Raw genomic sequence first — 23,887 nt, forward strand, 5'->3', positions numbered from 1 at the left:
GGTCCGCGGGCGGGAGCCCGCGGCGCAAGAGGGAACCCGGTGCGAATCCGGGGCTGCCCCGCAACGGTGATCACCCCGGTGAGAGCCCGATACCTGCCCTCGCGACCGCCCGGACCGGGTGGTGCTCACCGACCCGAGGGGAGTCGCGGAGTGCGAGTCGTCTCGTCGCGCCGTGTGGCCGTACTGCTGATCTGCCTGCTGATCGCCCTGATCGCCGCGATGTGGCTGGGCGTCGTGCTCGGCACCGTGCGCATCCCGTGGGCCGATTCGACCCGCTACCTCACGGCCTTCCTCACCGGCGGCACCATCGACGCCGAACACGCCACGCACTACCGGATCGTCGCCGACTCCCGGATCCCCCGCGTGCTCAGCGCCGCGATCGTGGGCGCCGGACTGAGCGCCATCGGCGTCGCGGTGCAGGCGATGGTGCGCAACGCGCTCGCCGACCCGTACGTGCTGGGCATCTCCTCGGGCGCCTCCGTCGGCGCGACGACCGTCGCCCTGTTCGGCGTCTTCGGCACGCTCGGGCTCTACGCACTGCCCACGGCCGCCTTCCTCGGGGCGCTCGGCGCGACGGCGCTGGTCTACCTCATCGCGTACCGCGGAGGCGGGCTCACCCCGCTGCGACTCGTGCTCACCGGGACCGCGCTCGCCTACGGCTTCTCCGCCGTGACCACCGTCCTGGTCTTCCTCGCCCCGCGCGGCGACGCCGCCCGCACCGTCATGTTCTGGCTGTTCGGGAGCCTGTCGCCCTCGACGTGGCGCACGACGGCCCTGCTCGGGGTGACGGTGGCGATCGGCCTGGTCGTGTTGCGCTCCGGGGCGCGCAAGCTCAACGCGCTGGCCCTGGGTGACGAGGTCGCGATCTCCGTGGGGCTCTCCGCCTCCGGTTACCGCTCGGCCCTGTTCGTGCTCACCGCCGCGATGACCGGGATCATCGTCTCCGTGTGCGGGGCGATCGGCTTCGTCGGGCTGGTGGTGCCGCACGTCGCGCGACTGCTGGTCGGCGCGGACCACCGCCGCGTGCTGGTGATCGCGCCGGCGCTCGGCGCACTGTTCCTCGTCCTGGCGGACATCGCCGCCCGCACCGTCGCGCCGCCGCAGGAACTGCCGCTGGGCGCCATCACCGCCGCGGTCGGCGTGCCCCTGTTCGTCGCGCTCATGCGCCGCCGCACGGTCGGCGTCGGCTGATGCGGGTCGAGTACCGGGACGTCTCCGTCGAACTGGGCGGCGCGCGGATCGTCGACGACGTCAGCCTGACCGCTCAGACCGGCGAGTTCCTCGGCGTCGTCGGCGCGAACGGCAGCGGGAAGTCCACACTGCTGCGCTGCCTGTACCGGGTGCTGACGCCGTCGTCCGGCACGGTACGCATCGACGGGCGCGACGTGACCGCCGTGGGCCTGGCCGAGAACGCGCGCCAGGTGGCCGCGGTGATGCAGCACGCGCCGTCCGACATCGGCTTCACCGCCCGCGAGATCGTCGAGACCGGCCGGTTGCCGCACCGGCGGCGCGGGGTGCCGCTCGTCGCCCACCGCCGGGCCGTCGACGGTGCGCTCGCCGCCGCGGGCGCGACGGACCTGGCCCGGCGCGACTTCGGCACGCTGTCCGGCGGCGAGGCGCAGCGCGTGCTCATCGCCCGCGCCTTCGCCCAGGAGCCGCGAGTGCTGGTGCTCGACGAACCGACGAACCACCTCGATGTCCGGCACCAGTTCGCGGTGCTCAGCGCGGCGCGCGACCTGGGTGTCACGGTGATCGCGGTGCTGCACGACCTGAACCTCGCAGCGCAGTACTGCGATCGGCTCTACGTGCTCGCCGACGGCGCGCTCGCCTGCTCCGGGACCCCGGCGGAGATCCTCACGCCGGCGACGATCCGGCGCTACTTCGGCATCGGGGCGCACGTGCTGCCCCACCCCCGCCTGGGAGTGCCCCAGGTGATCTTCGACGAAGGACCCTGAGATGAAGCGACTGTCCGTGCTGCTGCTGTGCGGCGCCCTCCTGGCCGGCTGCGGCGCGACCGTCGAGGAGGCGACGCCGTCCGGGCCGGCCGGGAAGCCGGCGACGGTCACCAATTGCGGTGCGCCGCTGACGGTGCCGGGCACACCTTCCCGCGTGGTGGTCAACGACACGGGCAGCGCGGAGATCCTGTTCGCGCTCGGCCTGACCGATCGCATCGCCGGGTACACGACCTACGACGGCAAGCACGTCGACTACAACACCTCGCCCTGGAAGGCGGACTTCGACCGCGCCCCGAACCTGGGCACCGCGTTCACTCGCGAGACGATCCAGGCCGCACGCCCCGACTTCGTCTTCGCCGGGTGGAGCTACGGCTTCCAGGAGACCACCGGCGTCACCCCGGACTGGGTGCGGCAGATCGGCGCGGTCCCGTACCAGTTGACCGAGGCCTGCCGCCAGGCCGGCAGCACGCGGCGCGGGGTCATGCCCCCGCTCGACGCGCTCTTCCGCGACCTGACGGATCTGGGCACCCTGTTCGGCGTCGAGGACCGCGCCCGGCAACTGGTCACCGACTACCGCGCCCGGATCGAGCGGGTGCGGGCGGGCGCACCGTCGGGACCGAAGGCGCGCGTGTTCCTGTTCGACAGCGCCTCCCCCGATCCGTTCACCTCGGGCCGCACGGGCACGCCGCAGGCGATCATCGAGAACGCGGGCGGCGAGAACGTCTTCGCCGATCTCGACGACTCCTGGACCACTGCGTCGTGGGAGGCCGCCGCGCAGCGCGACCCGCAGGTGATCGCGGTGGTCGATTACGGGGTCGGCCCCGAGAACACGGCGGAGGCGAAGATCGCGCAGCTGCGCTCGCAGCCGCTGATGGCCGCCACCACCGCGGTGCGCGAGGGCAACGTCGTGGTCATCCCCTACGCGGGCTGGGTGGAGGGGCCGCGGACGGCGTCGAGCGTGGAGACGCTCGGGAAGTACCTGCGCTCGAAGGGCTTCTGAGCCGCCCGGCGTTCCGCCCGGCGGGCACTCCCGGGTGGTGCGATACTCGCGCTGAACGTGAGCCCTGCTCACGTTCTCGCATCCTCAGGGACATCCAGGGAGAGTCAATGACAGCCGATCGTGCTTCATCCAACCTGCTCAGTCGCCGGCGCGTGCTGCTCGGTGGCGCGCTCGTCGCCGGTCTCACCGCCGCGGGGGCCGCGCTCGCGCCGATCGCCAACGCCGCGTCCTACGTCCGGCCCGTGCGGAACCCGACCGCGCACCCGATCACCGCCGCATGGCGCAAGCCGGGATCCTGGGCGGCCGGCTACCACACCGGCGTCGACATCGGTTGCCCCGTGGGCACACCGGTGTACGCCACCATCGGGGGCGACGTCCGGACCGGCCGGGCGAACTGGGGGTCCTCCTACGGGACCATGATCCTCATCAACGACGACGTCGACGGGTCGGACTGGGGCTACTGCCACCTGTCCAAGCGCGTGGTCGGCGACGGCCAGCGGGTCGCGACGAATCAGCTGATCGGCTACTCGGGCAACACCGGGAACACGACGGGCCCGCACCTGCATCTCGAGCGGCGCCCCCGGTACGGCGGCTACGGCTCGGATCTGAACCCCAACCTCTGGCCGTGACACGACGTGGGCCCGCCGGACTCCCCCAGAGTCCGGCGGGCCCCGTCGTACCCGCGTCGTGCCGCCTAGGTGGCGGGCTTGGTGATCTGCACGTCCTTGCCGAAGTCGGTGAGGTTGAGCTCGATCGGGCTCTCCTTGAGCTTGACCTGCATCCGGGTGACGTTCGGCTTGGGCTGCGGATCCGCCGACGGATCGAAGACGATCCAGAGCGTGATCGGCAGCGAGGTCCCGGCGTTGCCGCGCATCGCGATATCGGTGATCTGCGGCAGCAGCGGGTCGAGCACCTGGGTGGCGACCGTGCCGCTGACCTTGACGGTCTTGAGCCCGTTCACCGAGTCCTTGCCCTCGACCTTCGGGTTCTGCACGGAATCGAGGATCTTCGCCAGGCCCTTGTCCAGGTCGAGGATGATCGCCGGGTCGTAGACGCCCTTCTCGCCCGCCTTGCCCATGGGCTGGTACTTCGCGCCACCGAGGTTGGCGTAGAGCACGCCGTCGATCACGACGAACTTGGTCTGCACGTAATTGCCGTCCACCCGGACGTTCGCATCGCCCTGTGCGGCGACCCGCTTGGTGTCCTTGTACGAGATGATGTCGCCGTCGACGCTCGTCACCGGCAGGCCCTGGATCGCCTTGTCGACGGTCAGCGTCAGGTGCTCCGAGTAGGTCTCGCGGGTCGCGAGCGCCGCGTCCTGAATGATCTGCACGGTCGGCAGGCCGTTCGGATCGACCGACGGTGCGGCGCTCGGCGAGCCCGACGCCCCGCTCTGCGCGGCTGCGGTCGTCCCGCCCGCCGCGGAGTCGTCGGACTTCTTGTCCGCACACCCGGTGAGCACCAGCGCGCCGGCGGCGAGCAGGGCGACGGCCGCCCGTGAAGCCTTGAGGTTCATGGGTTTCCCCCCTGGGATCTGTCCGAACGGTGATCGTCCGGATTCAATGAAAGGACGGAAGCCCCGCCCTTACGGAAGAAGTATGCATCAATTCCGGATCAGGTCCAGGACTTCTTCCGACCATTTTCCCGGCAAATCGGACACTTCGCGGTAGCGGCAAGCGCGCCTTCAGTGATCCATTAGCGTAACCGGGGACGGTCTTCGTGACCGCCGAATACGGCAGCACTCAGGAGGAACGAGAAGTGTCGATCAATCCCACTCCGTCGCCGGCTCCCGCCGAGCGCGGCACGGCCGATCCGGGCCCCCGCGATCTCGAGCGCGGCCCCGGACCCGGCCGGCGCGGAGATGCAGCTCAGGACGGCACTTCCGCGCCTGATCCCCGCGATCCCGGGCGCCGCCCCGCCGGTCCTCGCGGCCGCGATTTCGACACCGAGGACGGCGATCCGGGCCCCCGCGACCTGGGCCGCGAACCGGGCCCCGGCGGCGGACCGCAGTTGTCGAACGTGTGGGTTTACAAAGGCCGCGCCTACGATCTCTCGGAATGGATCAACAAGCATCCGGGCGGGGAATTCTTCATCGGCCGATCGAAGAATCGTGACATCACGTCGATCATCGGGTCGTATCACGCGAATCCCGAGAAGGTCGAGAAGATGCTCGAACGTTTCGCCCTTGATCGCGACGCGCGGGTCGAGGATGTGCACCCGAAGAACAACGCTCCGGCATTCCTGTTCAAGGACGGCTTCGACAGTTGGCGCGATACTCCGCGCTATCGGTTCGACGACCCGAAGGATCTGCTGCACGCCGTGAAGGCGCGACTGCGCGATCCCGCGACGAAGGCGCGCATCACGCGTATGGACCGCTGGTTCGACATCGTCGCGGCGGCGCTGGCGATCGCGTACGTCGTAGTCATCGCGACCAGGCTCGGCGTCCCGTCGTGGATGCCGATCTGGCTGTTCGTGCTGCTCATGGTGATCCTGCGCAGCTCCTTGGCGGGCTTCGGCCACTACGCGATCCATCGCGCGCAGAAGGGCGCGACGAAGGTGCTGGTGAACGCCTTCGACATCAACTACGTCGCGCTGTCGTTCGTCACCGCCGACGGCCATGCGCTGCTGCACCACCCGCACACGCAGAGCGAGGTGGACATCAAGAAGAACGTCTTCACCATGATGATGGACATCCCGCGCTGGTACCGGATCCCGATCCACACGCTGCACAAGTTCGGGCACACGGCCACGGGCATGACGATGCGCCTGTTCGAGATCGTCAGGCTCACGCGGCAGGTGGGCGTGGCCGACATGTACGGCTCGCTGCGCGGCGCGCTCCCCCACTTCATCGGTGCCTTCGCCATGCGCGCGCTGCTCATCGGCGAGTTCCTCCTGTTCCTGTTCCTCGGCGACGTGTGGGCCTGGGTCGCGCAGTTCGTCGCGGTGCTCTGGGTGAGCACCTTCCTGGTGGTCGCGAGCCACGACTTCGAGACCGACGTCGACGAGCTCCCCGAGGTCGAGACCGAGGACTGGGCGGTCAACCAGCTCCACCAGGCCTACGACCTGTGGATCTCGGGCAACCGGTACGTCGACTGCTTCCTCTCCGCTGGCCTGTCCAGCCACCGCGTGCACCACGTCCTGCCGTACCAGCGCAGCGGCTTCGCCAACATCGCGACCGAGGAACTGATGGCAGAGGAGGCGGCGAAGTTCGGCGTCGAGTGGCTGCCGCGCCGCAGTTTCGTCTTCGACCGCCTGCCGGACCAGGTCCGCACGTTCCTCGGCAGCAAGGCCCGGCCCGCGCAGGAGCAGGGCCACGGCTTCTTCCGCGAGCACTTCTCGCCCCAGGCGCTCAAGACCTCGGGCTCGTACGTCGTCGCCGGCTTCACCGGCATCGGCACGGTGTAAGGAGATCACCATGAACACCACGGAGCAGCAGAGCGTTCTGCCCCAACAGGCCTGGTTGGGCGCGCCTCCGGCGCCGCCCACCTCGGTCGCGGTGATCGAATCGCTGGCGACGAGCTCGCCCACGCAGACCTACGGGCAGGCCGAATCGGCCGACCGGGTCGCCGCGCGGTTCGACGACCCGCGGCAGGCGGAGCGCATCCGCCGTGTCTACGCGAAGACCCGCGTCACCGAGCGCCACCTGGCGATCGACCCGCTGACGCCGGAGTTCGCGGAGTTCAGCGCCCGCCCCGACACCGTCCGCGAGCGCATGGACCTGTTCTTCGAGCACGCCGCACCGTTGGCGATCGAGACGGCCCGTCGCGCGCTCGGCGACAACGCCGCCACCGACATCGGCCAGCTCGTCTTCGTCACCAGCACGGGCTTCCTCGCGCCCGGCGTCGACGTCGCGGTGATCCGCGCGCTCGGCCTCGCGCCGCAGACCAGCCGCGTGGTCATCAACTTCATGGGCTGCGCGGCCGCGATGAACGCGCTGCGCGTCTCGACCGATTACGTGCGGGCCCAACCGGACCGCAAGTCGCTGATGATCTGCCTGGAACTGAGCTCGGTGAACGCCGTCTTCTCCGGCGACCCCAACGACGTGGTGATCTCCAGCCTCTTCGCCGACGGCTGCGGCGCCGCCGTCATCGGCGCCAGCGAGGTCGGGCACCCGCTGCCGAGCGGCCAGATCGTCGTGCGCGACACCTTCACCCACCTGCTCGACGGTGCCGAGGACGGGATCGTTCTCGGGGTCAACGCGAACGGCATCACGTGCGAGCTCGCCGAGTCGCTGCCGCAGTACATCGTGAACGGCGTCGCGCCCGTGGTCGACGCGGTGCTCGACCGCAACGGCCTGGGCCGGGAGGCCGTCGCGCACTGGGCCATCCACCCCGGAGGGCCGAAGATCATCGAGTCCGCGGCCGCGGCGCTCGGGCTGCCCGACGATGCCTCCCGCCTGAGCTGGGACGTGCTCGCCGAGCACGGCAACATGCTCAGCGTCTCGCTGCTGTTCGTCCTGGAGCGTCTCCGGGCGCAGGTGGCCTCCGACGGTGCCGACGGCGCACCGTCGACGGGGATGGCCTTCTCCTTCGCACCCGGCGTGACGGTGGAGGGCTTCCTCTTCGACGTCGTGACCACCGGCGAATGAGCACGCCGTGAAACTCCTCAGGTTCCTGCTCTCGATCTCGCCCGCCGCGATCGCCGCGGCCGTCGTCGCCGGCCTGATCGCGGGTGGCGCGAACGCCTACCTGCTCACCCTCATCAACGGCCTGGTCGCGCCGGGCCCGATGCCGACGGTGACGATCACCCGGTTCGCCCTGACCGCACTCGTCGTGGTGGTCGCGGGGGTGGCCTCGCAGCTGATACTGCTGCACCTGGCGCAGGCGGCGGTGTACCGCCTGCGGGCACGGCTCTCGCAGCGCGTCCTGGCCGCGCCGCTCGAGCACATCGAGCGGCTCGGCGACCACCGCCTGCTCGCGACGCTCACCGAGGACGTGCGCTCGCTGTCGATGGCCGTCTCCGGGATCCCGGGACTGTGCATCGACCTGGCCACCATCATCGGCGCGCTGGCCTATCTCGCGACGGTCTCCGGCCCGCTGTTCGCGGTATCGGTGGCGGGCACGCTCGTGGGGATCGCGTGCGTGGAGACGGTGCTGCGCCGCGTCCGGGAGACCTATCGCGGGGCCCGCGAGCTCGACGACGCGCTGATCGGCTCGTTCCAGGAGGTCACGCACGGCATCAAGGAGCTCAAGCTGCACCGCGCCCGGCGCGCGGACTTCCTGGAGCGCTCGCTGCTCGGCACCGCCCAGGACCTGCGCGCCGCGCACGTGTCCGCAGGCACCCGGTTCGCGGGCGGCCAGGCGCTGGGGCAGGTCCTGCAGCTGGGGACCATGATGCTGATCCTGTTCGTGCTGGCCCGCGCCCTGGAGCTGCCGCGCGAGACGATGATCGGATACGTGCTGGTCACGACGTTCCTGTCGATGCCCATGCAGAGCCTCATGCACCGCATCCCCGACCTGCTGCGCGGCGACGTCGCGCTGGCGAAGATCCGCGGCCTGGACCTGTCGCTGGAGACCCCGCGCGACGAGTCCGCGCTCCCGCACGACGATCGCCCGCTGTCGGACGGCACCGTCGAACTGCGGGGCGTCGGCTACGAGTACCTGCCCGAGCCCCCGCCCATGGGCCCCGGCCACCGACCGCCCGGACCGGGCGGGCCCGGAGGCCTCCCGCCGCACCCGCCCCAGGGGCCACCGCCCGGGGCTCCGCACGGCTTCCGCCTCGGCCCCGTCGACCTGACGCTGCGGCCCGGTGAAGTGACCTTCGTCGTGGGCGGCAACGGCAGCGGCAAGTCGACGCTGGCGAAGCTGATCTGCGGGCTCTACGCGCCGCGGATCGGTGAGATCCGTGCCGGAGGCGAGCCGATCGGGCCCCACAACACCGAATGGTTCCGGCAGCACACGACCGCGGTCTTCGCCGACTTCCACCTGTTCGACGACTACCTCGGGCTGTCCGCGGACGACCTGGACCACCGCGTCCGCGGGCTGCTGCACGAGCTGGAACTGGCGCACGCGGTGACGGTGCAGGGCGGCCGGCTGTCCACGCTCGCGCTCTCCACCGGGCAGCGCAAACGGCTGGCGCTGCTGACCGCGCTGCTCGAGGACCGCCCGGTGTACCTGTTCGACGAGTGGGCCGCCGACCAGGACCCGCGGTTCCGCGAGGTCTTCTACGACCGGATCATTCCGGACCTGACAGCACGGGGGAAGACAGTGGTCGTCATCACACACGACGACCGGTACTTCGACCGCGCCGACCAGCTGGTGAAACTGGACTTCGGCCAGGTGGTCCCGGCGTCGGCGACGATCGCGCGCGGAGTAACCTGATGGGTACCTATCACGCGCTACGAAGGGGTTGAAGTACTTCATGGTTGACACCGCCCGGACATCCGTCGCCGGCCTCGAGGTCGCAACGGTCCTCTACGACTTCATCAACGACGAGGCGCTTCCGGGCACCGGTGTGGACCAGGCCGCCTTCTGGGAGGGCGCCGCGAAGCTGATCGCCGACCTGGTGCCGAAGAACAAGGCGCTGCTGGCCACCCGCGACGAGCTGCAGGCGAAGATCGACGCCTACCACGCCGCCGCCCCGGGCGAGATCACCGACTTCCCCGCGTACAAGCAGTTCCTCACCGAGATCGGCTACCTCGTGCCGGTCCCGGAGGACCGCGAGATCACCACGAGCAACGTCGATTCCGAGATCACCTCGACCGCCGGCCCGCAGCTGGTGGTCCCGATCCTCAACGCGCGCTTCGCGATCAACGCCGCGAACGCCCGCTGGGGCTCGCTGTACGACGCGCTCTACGGCACCGACGCCATCTCGGAGGCCGACGGCGCCGAGAAGGGCAAGGGCTACAACAAGGTCCGCGGCGACAAGGTCATCGCGTTCGCCAAGGACTTCCTCGACAAGGCCGTGCCGCTCGAGTCCGGCTCGCACGCCGACGTCATCGAGTACCGCATCAACGGCACCGAGCTGCTCGCCACCGTCGCCGGCGCGTCCGGCTCCAGCGAGGACGCCTCCGTCTGCCTGGCCGACCCCGCGGCCTTCGTGGGCTACACGGGCGACAAGAGCGCCCCGTCGGGCATCCTGCTGCGCCACAACGGCCTTCACCTCGAGATCCAGATCGACCCCGCCTCCCCGATCGGCTCGACCGACCGCGCGGGCGTCAAGGACGTGCTCGTGGAGTCCGCGGTCACCACGATCATGGACTTCGAGGACTCGGTCGCGGCCGTCGACGCCGACGACAAGGTGCTCGGGTACCGGAACTGGCTGGGCCTGAACAAGGGCGACCTCGCGGAGGAGGTCAGCAAGGGCGGCAAGACCTTCACCCGCACGCTGAACCCGGACCGCGTCTACACCGCCGTCGACGGCTCGGAGCTGGTGCTGCACGGCCGTTCGCTGCTGTTCGTCCGCAACGTGGGCCACCTGATGACCACCGACGCGATCCTCCTGGACGGCGAGGAGATCGGCGAGGGCATCCTCGACGGCATCGTCACCTCGCTCATCGCGATCCACGGCCTCACCGGCGAGATCCGCAACTCGCGCACCGGCTCGGTCTACATCGTCAAGCCGAAGATGCACGGCCCCGAGGAGGTCGCCTTCGCCGCGGAGATCTTCGCCCGCGTCGAGCAGATCCTGGGCCTGCCGGCACTCACGCTCAAGGTCGGCATCATGGACGAGGAGCGCCGCACGTCGGTGAACCTCAAGGCCGCCATCGCCGCCGCGAACGACCGCGTCGTGTTCATCAACACCGGCTTCCTCGACCGCACGGGCGACGAGATCCACACCTCGATGGTCGCGGGTCCGATCGTCCGCAAGGGCGAGCTCAAGGGCCAGACCTGGTACCCCGCCTACGAGGACAGCAACGTCGACATCGGCCTGCACGCGGGCCTGCAGCACAAGGCACAGGTCGGCAAGGGCATGTGGGCCATGCCCGACCTGATGGCCGCGATGCTCGAGCAGAAGATCGCCCAGCCCAAGGCCGGCGCCACCACCGCCTGGGTGCCCTCGCCCACCGCCGCGACGCTGCACGCCCTGCACTACCACCTGGTGGACGTGTTCGAGGTGCAGAACGAGATCGCCAAGCGCGATCCCGCATCGGTCGACGACATCCTCACCATCCCGCTCGCGAAGAACGCGAACTGGTCGGAGGAGGAGAAGCGCGAGGAGCTGGACGAGAGCGCGCAGTCGATCCTCGGCTACGTGGTCCGCTGGATCGACGCGGGCGTCGGCTGCTCGAAGGTGCCGGACATCCACGACGTGGCACTCATGGAGGACCGGGCCACCCTGCGCATCTCCTCGCAGCTGCTCGCGAACTGGCTGCGCCACGGCGTCGTCACCGAGGACGAGGTCATCGAGGCGCTCAAGCGCATGGCGCCGGTCGTCGACCAGCAGAACGCCGGTGACCCGGACTACCGCCCGCTGGCGCCGGACTTCGACACCAACATCGCCTTCCAGGCCGCGAAGGACCTGATCCTGCTCGGCGGCACGCAGCCGAACGGCTACACCGAGCCGATCCTGCACGCGCGCCGTCGCGAGTACAAGGCCGCGAACAGCTGAGCAACGCAGCCGAGACCGACACCGCGTCGGATTCCGGGCCGGTCGTGATCGAACCCGATCGCGACCGGCCCGGCGCGTTCACGGTCCTGCTCGACGGCACGCCGCAGAGCTACATCGACACCGGCGACCCCACGAACCTCGTCTTCGAGTACGTGCGCCGGATCGGGCACGTGATCGACCTCGCCCGCCCGGAGGGCGCGCCGGTGACGGCCGTGCACCTCGGGGGTGGCGGGTTCACCCTGCCCCGCTACATCGCGCGGACGCGGCCCGGTTCGCGGCAGCAGGTGCTCGAGGTGGACCGCGCGCTGATCGACGCCGTGCGCGCCGCCGCGCCCCTGCCCCCGCGCGAGCAGATCAAGATCCGCTGCGCCGACGCCGCCGCGGCGGCCTCCGTGCTGCCGCCCGGGATGCACGGCACCGTCGACCTGATGATCCTGGACGTCTTCGCCGGCGCCCGCACGCCCTCCAGCCTGACCACGACGGAGTTCTTCACCTCCCTCACTCCCCTGCTCGGCCCCGGCGCGGTGCTCGCGCTCAACATCGCCGACGGTGCGCCGCTCGCCTTCGCCCGCTCGGTGACGGCCACGGTGGCCGGTGTGTTCGGCGAGGTGGCGATCGCGGCGGAGCCCGGCGTCCTCAAGGGCCGCCGGTTCGGGAACCTGGTCCTGGTGGCCGGGGCCGTGCCGGAACTGTTGGCGAACGGTCTCGCCCGCAGGCTCGCGGGCGACCCGTTCCCGGGAACGTTGCTCGAGGGCGCCGCCGTGACCAGGTTCACGGGCGGGGCGAAGCCTTTCACCAGCGCGAACGCACAGGAGTCTCCTCTGCCACCCCGCGGCGTCTTCGGGTAGGTTGCTCTCGATGGGATCACATCGTTCTGGAACCGGTTCCCGCGGCGTCGCGCGGTGGTTGATCGCCGCTGTCGCCGCCGTCGTTGTCATCGCGGCGGTCGCTGCGGCGATGGTCTGGCTGTCGGGCCGCTCCGAGCAGGAGGGCCGCGACGCGGCCGCCTCGTGCGTGCGCGGCGACCTCGCGGTGCAGGTGGCCGTCGCGCCCGCCCTGGTGGGACCGCTGCAGCGGGTGGCGGAGAGTTTCAACGGCAGTGGCGCCGTCTCGGCGGACTACTGCGCGAAGATCGAAGTCATGGGGATCGACTCGCCCGTCGCCCTGAACGCGCTCACCGGGACGTGGGACCCGAAGCTGGGCCCCGTGCCGTCGCTGTGGATCCCGGAGAGCACGGTGTGGACCGCGCGACTGGCCGCGGCCAAGCCGGCGGAGGTGTCCGGCCAGCCCACCTCGGTCGCCTCGTCGCCGGTGGTCCTGGCGGTCCGCGGTTCGGCGCGCCCCGGCTTCGACGGTGTCCGCTGGCTCGACCTTCCCACGCGGCAGGAACAGTTGCGCATTGCGCTGCCCACGGGCGCCGACGCCGATGGGACCTACCTCGCGGCCCAGTCCGTGGCGGCCGCGGTGGGGCGTACCGCCGGCGCCGCGCTGTCCGAGGACGCGGCGAAGAGCCCCGTGGTGGTCGGCTCGCTGTCCCGGTGGGGGAAGGACGCCCCGAAGTCGACGACCGCGGGCGCGGCCCTGGAGGCGCTCACCCGTCCCGGCGACGCGCTGCGGGCCGTACCGGTCACGGAGCAGCAGCTCGCGGCCTTCGCACGCGGCCGGGGCGATGCGGTGCCCGTCGCGGTGTACCCGGAGGGGCCGACGGCAGCGGCGACCTATCCCGCCGCGGTCCTCGACCGCGAGGAGACCACGGATGCCCACGACCGGGCGGCCGCCGACTTCGTGACGTACCTGACCGAGCGCGGCAACGCGAAGCCGCTGGCGGAGGCCGGGTTCCGGGTCGTGGGTCAGCCCGCACCGGCGAAGACCGCCTCCGTGGAGTTCGGCACCATCGAGCCGCTGGCTCCCGCTTCGAACGGCGCCGTCATCAGCCTCGTCGAGACGATGAATCGCCGCTAGCCGCCGCGTCCTCCGAGCGGTTCACCCGCGGCATCGTCAGAACGGCGGCGGGCCGTCGAACGGCGCCACGACACGCGTCGGGCGTGGCGCGCCGATCACGGACGCGAGATTCTCCTCGATCGTGCTCACGGTGGTGTTCGCGCGGTCCAGTTCGGCCTGCATCGCCGCGACGTTGCGCCGCCGCAACCACTCCCGGCGGGCGTGCTCGCGTTGCAGGCGCGTCCGCCCTCCTGGCCGGCTGCCGGGATTCGTCGACGCCGCCGATACCGCCGCCTTCGGGACGATCCAGCGCACCCGCTCGAGGTCGGGGAACAGTGCGAGCACGGTGCTGCTGGGGTCGACGAGATAGCGCCGCCCGTCCGGCGAGGTCCACAGGATCCGTCCGTCCGGCATGCGCGCGTCGATCCACGCGCCCGCGGTCTTGAGCTGGTGATGCGCCACGCACAGCGGTTGCAGCTGATCCGCGGACGTGCCGCCGCCCTCCCGCGGCGCGCGATGATCGAACTCGCGGCGATGGTCGAGCTGCGCCAGCGCCGCCGGGCGGGTGCAGTACGGAAAGACGCAGCGTGGGTGCACCATTCGCAGGTACCGCCGCAGATCGGCAGACGGCCGATACCGGCTGCTCCCCCGCGCCGTCACGATCGGGCCGTGCACACGGCCGGTGTTCTCCGGGCCATCCGGTCGTTCGGTTCCTGACGCACCTCCGCGTGGACTCGGATCGCGCGGCTGGTCCGGGTCGTCGTCGGGATCGGGTGGCCCGTCCGGCGGATCGGCTTCGGGCGGATCACCGTCCGGTGGACCGTCATCGAAGCCCCACCCGTCGCCGGGCCCGTTGTGCCCCTCCAGCCGCACCACGATGTCCGCCCACACCGCTGAGAAGTCCAGGCGCCCACGAGGACCGTCGCCGATCCCCGCGGGCTCCTGGCTTCCGCGCAGCGGGTCGCGTTCGGCTGCATGCGAGTTCACGCGCTCGTCGATCCGCTGCCCGAAGGGGCGGATCCTCGCGCCCTCGCGCGCCGCGAGCTCGCGCGCGCGGTCCAGTGAGATCACACCGTGACCGACCAGGTACCCGAGACGGTGCTGGCCGTGACTCGCATCGCCCTGGGCGGCCGTGGCCGCCGGAGCGTCCGCTGCAGTGCGCCGACCGAGCTCCGTCCCCGATGCCACGACGGGTCGCGCGTCGTCGGGGGACGGTGCGCCGGGAGACGCCAGATCCCGCTCGTTGATGACGACGTTGATCAGGGTCACGAACCGGGTGATCACCCCGTCCGCGTCCGGCTCGCCGTGGAAACGCGCCTCCCGGTAGCGACAGCCGGACGTCTCGCAGCGGCAACCGAGCGTGCCGTAGCCGCGGGTGAGCTGCACCCACCCGTCCGCGCGACGCTGCGGCAGCGTCCGCGGATCGGCGTCGCACACGGTGCCCGCGATCTGCTCGACCCGGGCTTCCACTTCGAGGGCGTCCTCCGCCGGCAGTAGGGCGAACACCGCGGCCATGCCGTCCTGCTCCGGCCGGAAGGCCACCCGACGTTCCTCCAACGCCGCCCGGCGGCGCCGTTCCGCGGCCTCCGCGTCGATCTGCTCGACGATCACGTCCGCTGCCTCCCTCAACGCGGGGAGCGAGAGCACCTCGTAGTCCGCCTTCAACCGGTCGGCGAGGAGCTCATCGAACCGCCGCACCAGCACGTCGTCGAGCGCCTGGGAACGCCGCAGCGCCGCCTCTCCCGCCTTCGGTGAGATCACGTTCTCCCCGATCAGCGCGAACACTCTCGGCAGTCGCTCGACGAAGCCGATCGCCGTCTCGATCGCGAGCCGCGCCGCCGTCGGGCCCAACCGCAGCAGCGTGGACACTTGCGCCTCCACCGCCACGCCCGCGGCAGACAACCGCCGTCGAGCCTCCACCGCCTCCGCGAACCCGGCCGGCCGCGCCAGGTACTCGGCCTCGTCATCGGCGTACATCGCGCGATGCAGCGCGTACAGCGAGGTCATCGTCCGGCAATAGGCCAGCCCTTCCGACCGCCGCTGTTCGAACAGCACCTCAGCGATCACACGCTCGCGGCCCATCGCCGCGACCAGCTCCGGGGGAATCAACTCCCCCGGTAGATCGCTCAGAGTGGCCGCCTCGCCCATGCGTTAATGCTACACCTGTTCGACTGAAAGCACGAGGCGAATTCGAACACGTCAGGAACGGCCGCGCCCCGATGCCGAGGCGGCGACCGGCGGAGGCGACGCGCCCCACCTCCTGGCGGCGGCCCGACGCCCGGAACCCGTCGCCGCCCCCACAGAACGGGGCGGGGCAGAGCCTCCGCGAGGGCTGAGCCCGCGAAAACAAGCGATACCGCCTCCGTCGTTGACAGTCCAGACGGACTGTGAAACCGTGTGGCGGTCACCACCACCCTCGAAGGAGCACCCGTGCCGTTCACCACCGAGACCGTCGACTACGAGGTGCGCGAGCACCGCGCGTACCTCACGCTCAACCGCCCCGAGCGCCTCAACGCGATCACCGGGCAGATGGGGTTCGACATCGCCGCCGCCGTCGCGGAGGCCAACGCCGACCCCGACGTCCGCGTCATCGTCCTGCAGGGCGCCGGTCGCGCGTTCTGCGCCGGATACGACCTCAAGCTCTACGCCGAAGCCGGCGAACAACACCAGTCGCAAGTCTGGGACCCGATCGCCGACTACCGGATGATGAAGGCGAACACCGACCACTTCTTCTCGCTCTGGCGCTCGGCGAAGCCGACGATCGCGAAGGTTCACGGCTACGCCGTCGCCGGCGGCAGCGACATCGCGCTCTCATGCGATCTGGTCGTCATGGCCGAGGACGCGAAGATCGGGTACATGCCCGCTCGCATCTGGGGCTGCCCCACCACCGCGATGTGGGTGTACCGGCTGGGTGCCGAGAAGGCCAAGCGCATGCTGCTCACCGGCGACACCATCGACGGCACCACCGCCAAGGACTGGGGCCTGGTCATCGACGCGGTCCCCGCCGCCGACTTGGACGCCACTGTCGAGACGCTCGTCGATCGCATGGCGGGCGTCCCCACCAACCAACTGGTGATGCAGAAGCTCATGATCAACCAGGCCTACGACAACATGGGGCTGCAGAGCACCCAGAACATGGCGGTCCTCTTCGACGGCATCACCCGCCACTCCCCCGAGGGGCGCTGGTTCGTCGACTTCGCGCAGGCCCACGGCTTCGGCGCCGCTGTGCAGTGGCGCGATACCGGGCGCTTCATCCCCGACGGCGGCGGCCCCGTCCCGTCGCGCGACGAGATCGCGGAGATGAAGGCCGAACTCGACGCGGCGGCGGCCCGATGACGACTCTCACCACGTCGTACTGGCCGGCCGACGAGTCCCGTCCCGTGCTCGAGGTCACCGTCGGCGATCTCCTGCGCGGCGCCGCGGCGGAGGTGCCCGACACCCCCGCGCTGGTGTCGATCGGCAGGGGCCGTCCGCCCCGGACCTGGACCTACGCGGAGCTTCTCGACGATGCCGAGCGCGCCGCGGCGTGGTTGGCGGAGCGCTACCGCCCGGGCGAGCACATCGCCGTGTGGGCGCCGAACGTCCCGGAGTGGGTCGTGCTGCAGTACGGCGCCGCCCTGGCGGGGCTGGTGCTGGCGGCGGTCAATCCCGCCCTCCGCGTGGGCGAACTGTCCCACGCCCTGGTGACGGCGGAGGTGTCGGGGGTCTTCCACGTCGGCGAGCACCGCGGTACCGATATGCGTGCCATTCTCGACGTGGCCGTGGCCCACGCACCGCGGGTGCGCGAGTGCGTCGACCTCGTCGACTGGCTCGATGCGGTCCGGGCTACTCCCCGCAGCGACGCGCTGCCCCCGGTCGATGCGCACGATCCGACTCAGCTGCAGTTCACGTCGGGAACGACGGGGCCGGCGAAGGCCGCGATGCTCTCCCACCGGGCGATGGTCACGAACGCGGCGTACGTGCGCGACCGCTGCGGGGCGACGCGCGGGGCGACCTACGCGACCGCGCTCCCCCTCTTCCACACCGCCGGTTGCGGTCTCGCCGGGCTCGGTTCGGTCCACCACCGCGCGACACTGGTGCTCGCGGAGGCCTTCGACCCCGGGCTGCTCCTCGAAGCGATCGAGACGTACCGGGTCGAGGCCGTCGGCGGCGTGCCGACGATGTTGCAGGCGATGCTCGCCCACCCCGACAACGCTCGGACGGACCTCAGTTCGCTCCGGGTCCTGATGTCCGGCGGCGACATGGTCCCGCCCGCCCTGGTCGATGCGTGGGCGGCGCGGTGCGGCGCGGCGATGAGCGCGGTGTACGGGCAGACCGAGCTCAGCCCGGTCGTCTGCCAGACCGGCCCGGCGGACCAGCGCGACGACGTGCTCCACACCGCCGGCCGCCCGTTGCCGAACGTCGAGGTCTCGATCCGTGACCCGTATACGGAGTCGGTCCAGGACCTCGGCGCCGCCGGGGAGATCTGTGCGCGCGGCTACCAGAACATGCTCGGCTATTACGGGCGCCCCGAGGAGACGGCCCGCGCCATCGACGCCGACGGGTGGCTGCACACGGGCGATCTCGGCACCATGGACGCGCGCGGCTACGTCACCGTCACCGGCCGCTTGAAGGACCTGATCATCCGCGGCGGCGAGAACATCGCGCCCGCCGAGATCGAGGACGCGCTCGCCACGCATCCCGCCGTCGAGCAGGTGGCCGTCCTCGGGATCCCGGATCCGCAGTGGGGCGAGACGGTGGCCGCGGTCCTCACCCTGCGCCCCGGGGCGGCGCGGCCCACGACGGCGGACCTGCACGGGTTCATGCGCTCGACGCTCGCCCCGCACAAGACGCCCACCACGTGGCTCGTGGCGGAGGAACTGCCCCGCAACGCCATGGGCAAGCTGCAGAAGTTCGCACTGCGCGAGCGATGGGCGAAGGGCGACCTGACACCATTGTGACCATGTCACGCGCGGAGCAGAAGGAGCTCACCCGGCAGCGGCTGCTCGACGCCACGATCGCCAGCCTGGTCACCCACGGCTACGCCGGCACCACCACGCAGCGGATCCAGGAGGCCGCGGGTGTCTCCCGCGGCGCCCTGCTGCACCACTTCGGCTCGAAGTCCGAGCTGCTCGTCGCCGCGATCCATCACGTCGCCGACCTGCGCCTGCAGCAGGTCACCGACATGACGGAGGGATTCGACCGTGCGCCGGATCCGTTGCGCGCCATGGTCGCGGCGATCCGCTCCGCGATGAGCGGACCGCACTTCCAGGCCGCCCTGGAGCTGTGGTCGGCCTCGCGCACCGACCCGCTCCTAGCGGACGCGCTGCTGCCCGCCGAGCGACGGCTCGGCCGGGAGCTCCGCTCCATCTTCGACGAGCACGCCGGGATCGAGGACCCCGAGCAGCGCCGGGTGACCTTCGAATCGCTCATGGCGCTGGTGCGCGGCCTGGAACTGACGCGGCACCTCCGCGCGGATCGCGCCGTCGCGGACGCCGTCGTCGAGAACTGGTTGGCGACGGTGCCGCGGGCCGAGGCCCGGGGCGCCGCCGAGGCCCGCGATCCGGGGGCCGTCAGCCGTAGCGCGCCGTGAGGTAGTCGACGAGCCGGGAGCGGACGCTCGCAAGCTGCTCCTCCCCGCCGTCGGACAGGAACCAGGCGTCGCGGAGCAGCTGGAGCTCGGGCGGGTAGTCGTCGCGGTCGCCGTGGAAGTCGATGCGGCGGAGCAGTGACGACTCGCGCACCACCCGCCCGTCGACCACCGCCCGATACGCGGCGGCCTCGAGCACGTCGATCTCAGCGTCGCGCTCGGTCGGCGCGTAGGCGATCTCCGTCGCCGCGCGATCGAGGACGGGGAGCAGTTCGGAGCGGGGCGCATCGGGCGCGGCCATCGCCAGTTCCGTCCACGCCTCCCCCGGCAGCTCTGCGACGATCTCGGCGGCCGCCTGCGGCACCTGGGGCGAGACGAGGAGGCCGTGACGGTACTCCGCGACCAGTGCCCGCGCCCGCGCAGGCGCTCCGGTGAAGCGCCGTTGGACCGCCTCGGGGAGAGCCGGACCGTACCGGGCCGCCAGTGAATCGGCGAGGAGAACGCGCAGCTCGACGGCGCGTGCACGCCGCGCCTCGAGGCGCGGCGATGCGCTCTCGGACATCGGGAGCGCGAGCGCCTCGGCGGTCGCCAAGCGGGTGCGGGGGTCATCGCCGCACAGGGCGGCGTAGACCAGCCGTTCGACGGTGTCCGCACGCGCCACCTCATCGTTCGGGGCGTAGTCGAGCGCGAGCGCCGCGCGATCGACGGTGGCTTCGAGCCCGTCCTGTCCCTGCCACGCGGCGAGGTCCGACCAGGCGGCACGGTCGACCAGTGAGGGCGCGAGCTCCGCCGCCAGCGCGGGGACGAACCCGGGGGCGATCAGGCCGCGACGGTACGCGGCCACCACGTACCGGGCGCGCGCCGTCGGATCGGCGAAGTGTTCGCGCACCTCATCGGTGAACCGCGCCGGATCCACCCGCGTCGGCAGCGCCGCAGCGGGCGCTCCCGAACGCACGTGTCCGCGAAGCATCGCGAACAGATCCTCCGTCCCGAACATGATCGTGAGCCCGATTCCCAATCCGAGCTTCTCGGCGAACGCCGAGCCGGGCACGAGGGCGGAGAAGGAGCCCATCAGCACGGCGGTCGCGGCGACGCCGAGCACGAAGGCCGCCACTCGATCGCCCCGAGTGGGCGCCGTCACGAACGGGCCCACCACCGCACCGATGACGCCACCCAGGACGAGGCCGGTCACCACGGCGCCGACGCCCGCGCCCGCCAGCCCCCACAAGAACTCCGTCATACCCGGGCTCCCTGTCCGAATCGCGCGCTGAGCAGCGCGAGCGCGCAGTCGCGGAACCCGCGGTCGATCGCGGGATCCCGCCACTCGTCGCCGGCCAGGAACGGGGCGGTGAGCCGTGGGACGGCCGCCGCAAGGGACGGCGAGGCTACCGTCCACCCGGCGAGCGCTGCCGCCTCGTGGATCAGGCGCGCGCCTTCGACGTAGTCGCCGGAGTCCAGTGCCCGGTACGCCCAGTAGGCGATGACCTCCGAGGCCGTCTCCGGCCGAGGCGGCGAGACGACGCTCATACCGGCCAGCGCCGACCGGAACCCGGCGCTCGCGAAGTACTCCCGCGCCGCGGCCGGGATCGCCGCACGCGCGACCTCCACCGATGCCCGCTCGCGCCGCAGATCACGCCGGCTGCGGATCGCCGCGACGCCGAGGGCGAGGGCGAGCGCGAATGCGAAGGTCGTGAGAACGGCGAATCCGGTGACGAAGTCGGACCGGCGCACCGTCGCCGCGAAGACCAGCGCACCCACCCACGCGAGCCCGAACCCGAGCAGGACATCGGCCGGCCGGAACAGGAAGCGTTCGCGCCGCGCGTGACGCGCCGCCAGCCAGGTCAACGCACCCGCGACGATCACGAACGTCACCAGTCCGACGAGCAGCCCCGTCTGATAGCCCGCGCCATCGCCCCGACTCCCCATACTCGGAGAGTTTAACAAACCGAATATGAAGTATTCGAATCTTTATCGCCGGCGTTGTACCGGGGTGTTCATTCCGCGAAGGCCTCGATCGGCGGGCACGAGCAGACCAGGTTGCGGTCGCCGTAGACGCCGTCGATGCGGCGGACGGACGGCCATACCTTTGCGCGCGCCCCCCCGGAGGGCAGGCCCTGCGGGTAGACCGCGATCTCGCGCGAGTACGGGTGATCCCACTCGGTGACGAGGCACTCCGCGGTGTGCGGGGCGCCGCGCAGCGGGTTGTCGTCCACCGGCCACTCCCCCGACGCCACGCGGGCGATCTCGGCACGGATGGCGATCATCGCATCGCAGAACTCGTCGATCTCGCCGAGCGACTCGCTCTCCGTCGGCTCCACCATGAGCGTGCCCGCGACGGGGAAGCTCATCGTGGGGGCGTGGAAACCGTAGTCGGCCAGGCGCTTCGCGACGTCGTCGATGGAGACGCCGGTCTCCTTGGTGATGCCGCGGACGTCGAGGATGCACTCGTGCGCCACCCGGCCGTTCTCGCCCGTGTAGAGCACCGGGAACGCATCGTTCAGGCGCGCGGCGATGTAGTTCGCGGAGGCGATCGCGGTCAGCGTGGCCCTCCGCAGGCCCGACGCGCCCATCATCCGGATGTACGCCCAGGTGATCGGCAGGATCGAGGCGCTGCCGAAGGGCGCCGCCGAGATGGTCGGGCCGGTGCCCAGGGAGGGCTCGAGCGGGTGCCCGGGCAGGAAGGGCGCGAGGTGGCTGCGGACGCCGATCGGGCCGACGCCCGGGCCGCCGCCACCGTGCGGGATGCAGAAGGTCTTGTGCAGGTTCAGGTGCGAGACGTCGCCGCCGAACTTGCCGGGCCGGGCCAGGCCGACCAGCGCGTTCATGTTGGCACCGTCGACGTAGACCTGCCCACCGGCCTCGTGGACCGCACCGCAGATCTCGCGCACCTCGTGCTCGTACACGCCGTGCGTGGACGGGTAGGTGATCATGATCGCCGCGAGCTCGTCGGCGTGCTTGGCGATCTTCTCCTTGAGGTCCGCGGTATCCACGTCACCGGACTCGCGCGAAGCCACGACCACGACGCGCAGGCCCGCCATCACGGCAGACGCCGCGTTGGTGCCGTGCGCGGAACTCGGGATCAGGCAGACGGTGCGGTGCGCGTCGCCGCGCGAGAGGTGGTAGTTGCGGATCGCGAGCAGGCCCGCGTACTCGCCCTGCGAGCCGGCGTTCGGCTGCAGCGAGACGTTGTCGTAGCCGGTGATCGCCACCAGCCACTCCTCGAGCTGGCCGATCAGCGCGCGGATGCCCTCGCTGTCCGCGGCCGGCGCGAACGGGTGCAGCCGCGAGAACTCGGGCCAGGTGATGGACTCCATCTCGGCCGTCGCGTTGAGCTTCATGGTGCACGAGCCCAGCGGGATCATCGAGCGGTCCAGCGCGATGTCCTTGTCGGAGAGCTTGCGCAGGTAGCGCAGCATCGCCGTCTCGGTGCGGTAGGCGTGGAACGCCGGGTGCGTCAGGAACTCGGAGGTCCGGTTCTCGATGTCCGACGGTGCCGCGTCGACCGGCTGCGCGTCGAACGCCGCGAGTACCGCCGCCACGTCGGCCGGGGTGCTCGTCTCGTCGAAGGCGACGGAGACGTGGTCGTCGTCGACGCGCCACAGGTTGTAGCCCGCGGCCTTGGCGGCGGCCAGCACGGCGTCGGCGCGGCCGGGGACGTTCACCAGGACGGTGTCGAAGAAGTCGGCGTGCACGACGGCGTCGCCGAGGCTCGCGGCAAGGGCCGACGCCCGGGCGTGCACCCGCAGCGCGATCGCCTTCAGCCCCTCGGGGCCGTGGTAGCTCGCGTACATCGCGGCGAGCACGGCCAACAGCACCTGCGCGGTGCAGATGTTGCTCGTGGCCTTCTCGCGGCGGATGTGCTGCTCACGGGTCTGCAGGGCGAGGCGGTAGGCCAGGTTGCCGTCGGCGTCGACGGAGACGCCGACGAGGCGGCCGGGGATCTGACGGGCGTGCTTGCTGTGCACCGCGAGGTAACCGGCGTGCGGGCCGCCGAAGCCGAGCGGCACGCCGAAGCGCTGCGTCGTGCCGAAGCAGGCGTCGGCGCCCTGCTCGCCGGGAGGCGTCAGCAGGGTCATGGCCAGCAGGTCGGCGCCGACCGCGACGAGCGCGCCGCGCTCGTGCGCCCCGTCGATGACGGACTTCACGTCCGCGATGCGGCCCGAGGCGCCCGGGGTCTGCAGGATCACGCCGAAGAATTCGCCCTCGGGGAGGCCGGTGGTCACGTCGTGGACCAGCACCTCGATGCCCAGCGGCTCGGCGCGGGTCTCGATCACGGCGAGGGTCTGCGGGAAGACGTCGCGGTCGACGACCAGCCGCGGGCTCTTGGACTTGCCGGCGCGGCGCAGCAGGGTCATCGCCTCGGCGGCGGCGGTCGCCTCGTCCAGCATCGAGCTGTTGGCGATCTCCATGCCCGTGAGGTCGGAGACCATCGTCTGGAAGTTGAGCAGGGCCTCGAGTCGGCCCTGGCTGATCTCGGGCTGGTACGGCGTGTAGGCCGTGTACCAGGCGGGATTCTCGACGATGTTGCGCAGCAGCACCGGCGGGGTCAGCGTGTCGTAGTAGCCGAGGCCGATCATCGTGCGGTCCACGGTGTTGCGGTCCGCGAGGGCGCGCAGCTCGGCGAGGGCCTCGTGCTCATCGATCGGGGCGGGCAGGGCTCCGAGGCCGTTGTCGCTCTCGGGATCGAGGATGGCCGACGGGACGGCGGCGCGGGCCAGATCGTCGAGGCTGTCGACGCCGATCACGCGCAGGATCTGGTCGAGCTCAGACGCATCAGGGCCGATGTGGCGCGCGGGAAAGTTGCTCGCGGGAGTGTTCTCGGACACTGGGGACCTCCGGGCCGGGTGCCCTCTCCCTCAGTCGCCGGCGGCT

18 protein-coding genes and 1 riboswitch are annotated in these 23,887 nt (G+C 71.2%); of the genes, 13 read left to right on the forward strand and 5 right to left on the reverse strand.

Translation table 11 applies throughout. The annotated features are described in order from the left end of the window. Positions 1-98: riboswitch (cobalamin riboswitch) on the forward strand. Positions 99-150: 52 nt separating this feature from the next. The 4 genes from BLQ62_RS12945 to BLQ62_RS12960 all read left to right on the forward strand — a co-directional run bounded on the left by BLQ62_RS12945 (position 151) and on the right by BLQ62_RS12960 (position 3,584). Next, the gene (locus BLQ62_RS12945) at positions 151-1,191 is read left to right on the forward strand and encodes a FecCD family ABC transporter permease (protein ID WP_068567589.1); all 1,041 of its coding nucleotides are present in this window, start codon (positions 151-153) and stop codon (positions 1,189-1,191) included. Beyond that, a complete protein-coding gene (locus tag BLQ62_RS12950) occupies positions 1,191-1,955 on the forward strand; it encodes an ABC transporter ATP-binding protein (protein ID WP_068567595.1) in 765 nt (254 codons plus the stop codon). Before BLQ62_RS12945 ends, BLQ62_RS12950 begins: the two co-directional genes overlap by 1 nt. A gap of 1 nt (position 1,956) precedes the next feature. Continuing rightward, complete coding sequence (locus BLQ62_RS12955) at positions 1,957-2,955, forward strand: ABC transporter substrate-binding protein (protein ID WP_068567596.1); 999 nt, start codon at positions 1,957-1,959, stop codon at positions 2,953-2,955. Between the two features lie 107 nt (positions 2,956-3,062). Continuing rightward, on the forward strand, positions 3,063-3,584 hold the full coding sequence (locus tag BLQ62_RS12960; RefSeq protein ID WP_068536089.1) for a M23 family metallopeptidase: 522 nt from the start codon (positions 3,063-3,065) through the stop codon (positions 3,582-3,584). A 65-nt stretch (positions 3,585-3,649) separates the two neighbouring features. On the opposite strand, the gene BLQ62_RS12965 is transcribed toward BLQ62_RS12960, so the two are convergent. Next, positions 3,650-4,471 (reverse strand): LppX_LprAFG lipoprotein, encoded by an 822-nt coding sequence (locus tag BLQ62_RS12965; RefSeq protein WP_068536091.1) that lies wholly within the window; start codon positions 4,469-4,471, stop codon positions 3,650-3,652. A gap of 458 nt (positions 4,472-4,929) precedes the next feature. On the opposite strand from BLQ62_RS12965, the gene BLQ62_RS12970 reads away from it, so the two are divergent. The 6 genes from BLQ62_RS12970 to BLQ62_RS12995 are packed head-to-tail and all read left to right on the forward strand — an operon-like array spanning position 4,930 to position 13,467. Next, positions 4,930-6,360, forward strand: coding sequence for a fatty acid desaturase (locus BLQ62_RS12970; protein WP_068567700.1), 1,431 nt, complete (start codon positions 4,930-4,932; stop codon positions 6,358-6,360). 10 nt (positions 6,361-6,370) lie between these two features. Further along, positions 6,371-7,543 carry a type III polyketide synthase gene (locus tag BLQ62_RS12975; RefSeq protein WP_068567598.1) on the forward strand — a complete coding sequence of 391 codons (1,173 nt, stop codon included), beginning with the start codon at positions 6,371-6,373 and terminating at the stop codon, positions 7,541-7,543. Positions 7,544-7,550: 7 nt separating this feature from the next. Continuing rightward, positions 7,551-9,275 carry an ATP-binding cassette domain-containing protein gene (locus BLQ62_RS12980; RefSeq protein ID WP_068567604.1) on the forward strand — a complete coding sequence of 575 codons (1,725 nt, stop codon included), beginning with the start codon at positions 7,551-7,553 and terminating at the stop codon, positions 9,273-9,275. A 40-nt stretch (positions 9,276-9,315) separates the two neighbouring features. Further along, positions 9,316-11,505, forward strand: coding sequence for a malate synthase G (locus BLQ62_RS12985; RefSeq protein ID WP_068567702.1), 2,190 nt, complete (start codon positions 9,316-9,318; stop codon positions 11,503-11,505). 44 nt (positions 11,506-11,549) lie between these two features. After that, on the forward strand, positions 11,550-12,353 hold the full coding sequence (locus BLQ62_RS12990) for a spermidine synthase (protein WP_231857686.1): 804 nt from the start codon (positions 11,550-11,552) through the stop codon (positions 12,351-12,353). A 10-nt stretch (positions 12,354-12,363) separates the two neighbouring features. Beyond that, positions 12,364-13,467, forward strand: coding sequence for a substrate-binding domain-containing protein (locus tag BLQ62_RS12995; protein WP_083350807.1), 1,104 nt, complete (start codon positions 12,364-12,366; stop codon positions 13,465-13,467). Between the two features lie 36 nt (positions 13,468-13,503). On the opposite strand, the gene BLQ62_RS13000 is transcribed toward BLQ62_RS12995, so the two are convergent. Continuing rightward, positions 13,504-15,594: an HNH endonuclease signature motif containing protein gene (locus tag BLQ62_RS13000; RefSeq protein ID WP_068567608.1), complete on the reverse strand. Its 2,091-nt coding sequence runs from the start codon at positions 15,592-15,594 to the stop codon at positions 13,504-13,506. A 282-nt stretch (positions 15,595-15,876) separates the two neighbouring features. Here BLQ62_RS13000 and BLQ62_RS13005 point away from each other — a divergent pair, with 282 nt between their 5' ends. Genes BLQ62_RS13005 through BLQ62_RS13015 form a run of 3 tightly spaced genes read left to right on the forward strand, consistent with a single transcriptional unit; the run spans position 15,877 to position 19,018 of the window. Further along, positions 15,877-16,782, forward strand: coding sequence for a crotonase/enoyl-CoA hydratase family protein (locus tag BLQ62_RS13005; protein ID WP_068567704.1), 906 nt, complete (start codon positions 15,877-15,879; stop codon positions 16,780-16,782). Next, positions 16,779-18,386, forward strand: a complete 1,608-nt coding sequence (locus tag BLQ62_RS13010) for a class I adenylate-forming enzyme family protein (protein ID WP_068567610.1) — start codon at positions 16,779-16,781, stop codon at positions 18,384-18,386. Before BLQ62_RS13005 ends, BLQ62_RS13010 begins: the two co-directional genes overlap by 4 nt. Positions 18,387-18,388: 2 nt before the next feature. After that, a complete protein-coding gene (locus BLQ62_RS13015; RefSeq protein ID WP_082756728.1) occupies positions 18,389-19,018 on the forward strand; it encodes a TetR/AcrR family transcriptional regulator in 630 nt (209 codons plus the stop codon). Here BLQ62_RS13015 and BLQ62_RS13020 read toward each other — a convergent pair. The 3 genes from BLQ62_RS13020 to gcvP form a co-directional block, all read right to left on the reverse strand. Then, positions 18,999-20,255 carry an MIP/aquaporin family protein gene (locus BLQ62_RS13020; protein WP_068567619.1) on the reverse strand — a complete coding sequence of 419 codons (1,257 nt, stop codon included), beginning with the start codon at positions 20,253-20,255 and terminating at the stop codon, positions 18,999-19,001. The two genes, BLQ62_RS13015 and BLQ62_RS13020, sit on opposite strands and share 20 nt — an antisense overlap. Beyond that, positions 20,252-20,941, reverse strand: a complete 690-nt coding sequence (locus BLQ62_RS13025; protein WP_068567620.1) for a hypothetical protein — start codon at positions 20,939-20,941, stop codon at positions 20,252-20,254. The genes BLQ62_RS13020 and BLQ62_RS13025 overlap by 4 nt, the downstream gene beginning before the upstream one ends. Positions 20,942-21,009: 68 nt before the next feature. Further along, positions 21,010-23,841, reverse strand: coding sequence for an aminomethyl-transferring glycine dehydrogenase (gcvP, locus tag BLQ62_RS13030; protein ID WP_068567624.1), 2,832 nt, complete (start codon positions 23,839-23,841; stop codon positions 21,010-21,012). Positions 23,842-23,887: the final 46 nt, after the last annotated feature.

The organism is Tsukamurella pulmonis (assembly GCF_900103175.1).
Taxonomy (GTDB): Bacteria; Actinomycetota; Actinomycetes; order Mycobacteriales; family Mycobacteriaceae; genus Tsukamurella; species Tsukamurella pulmonis.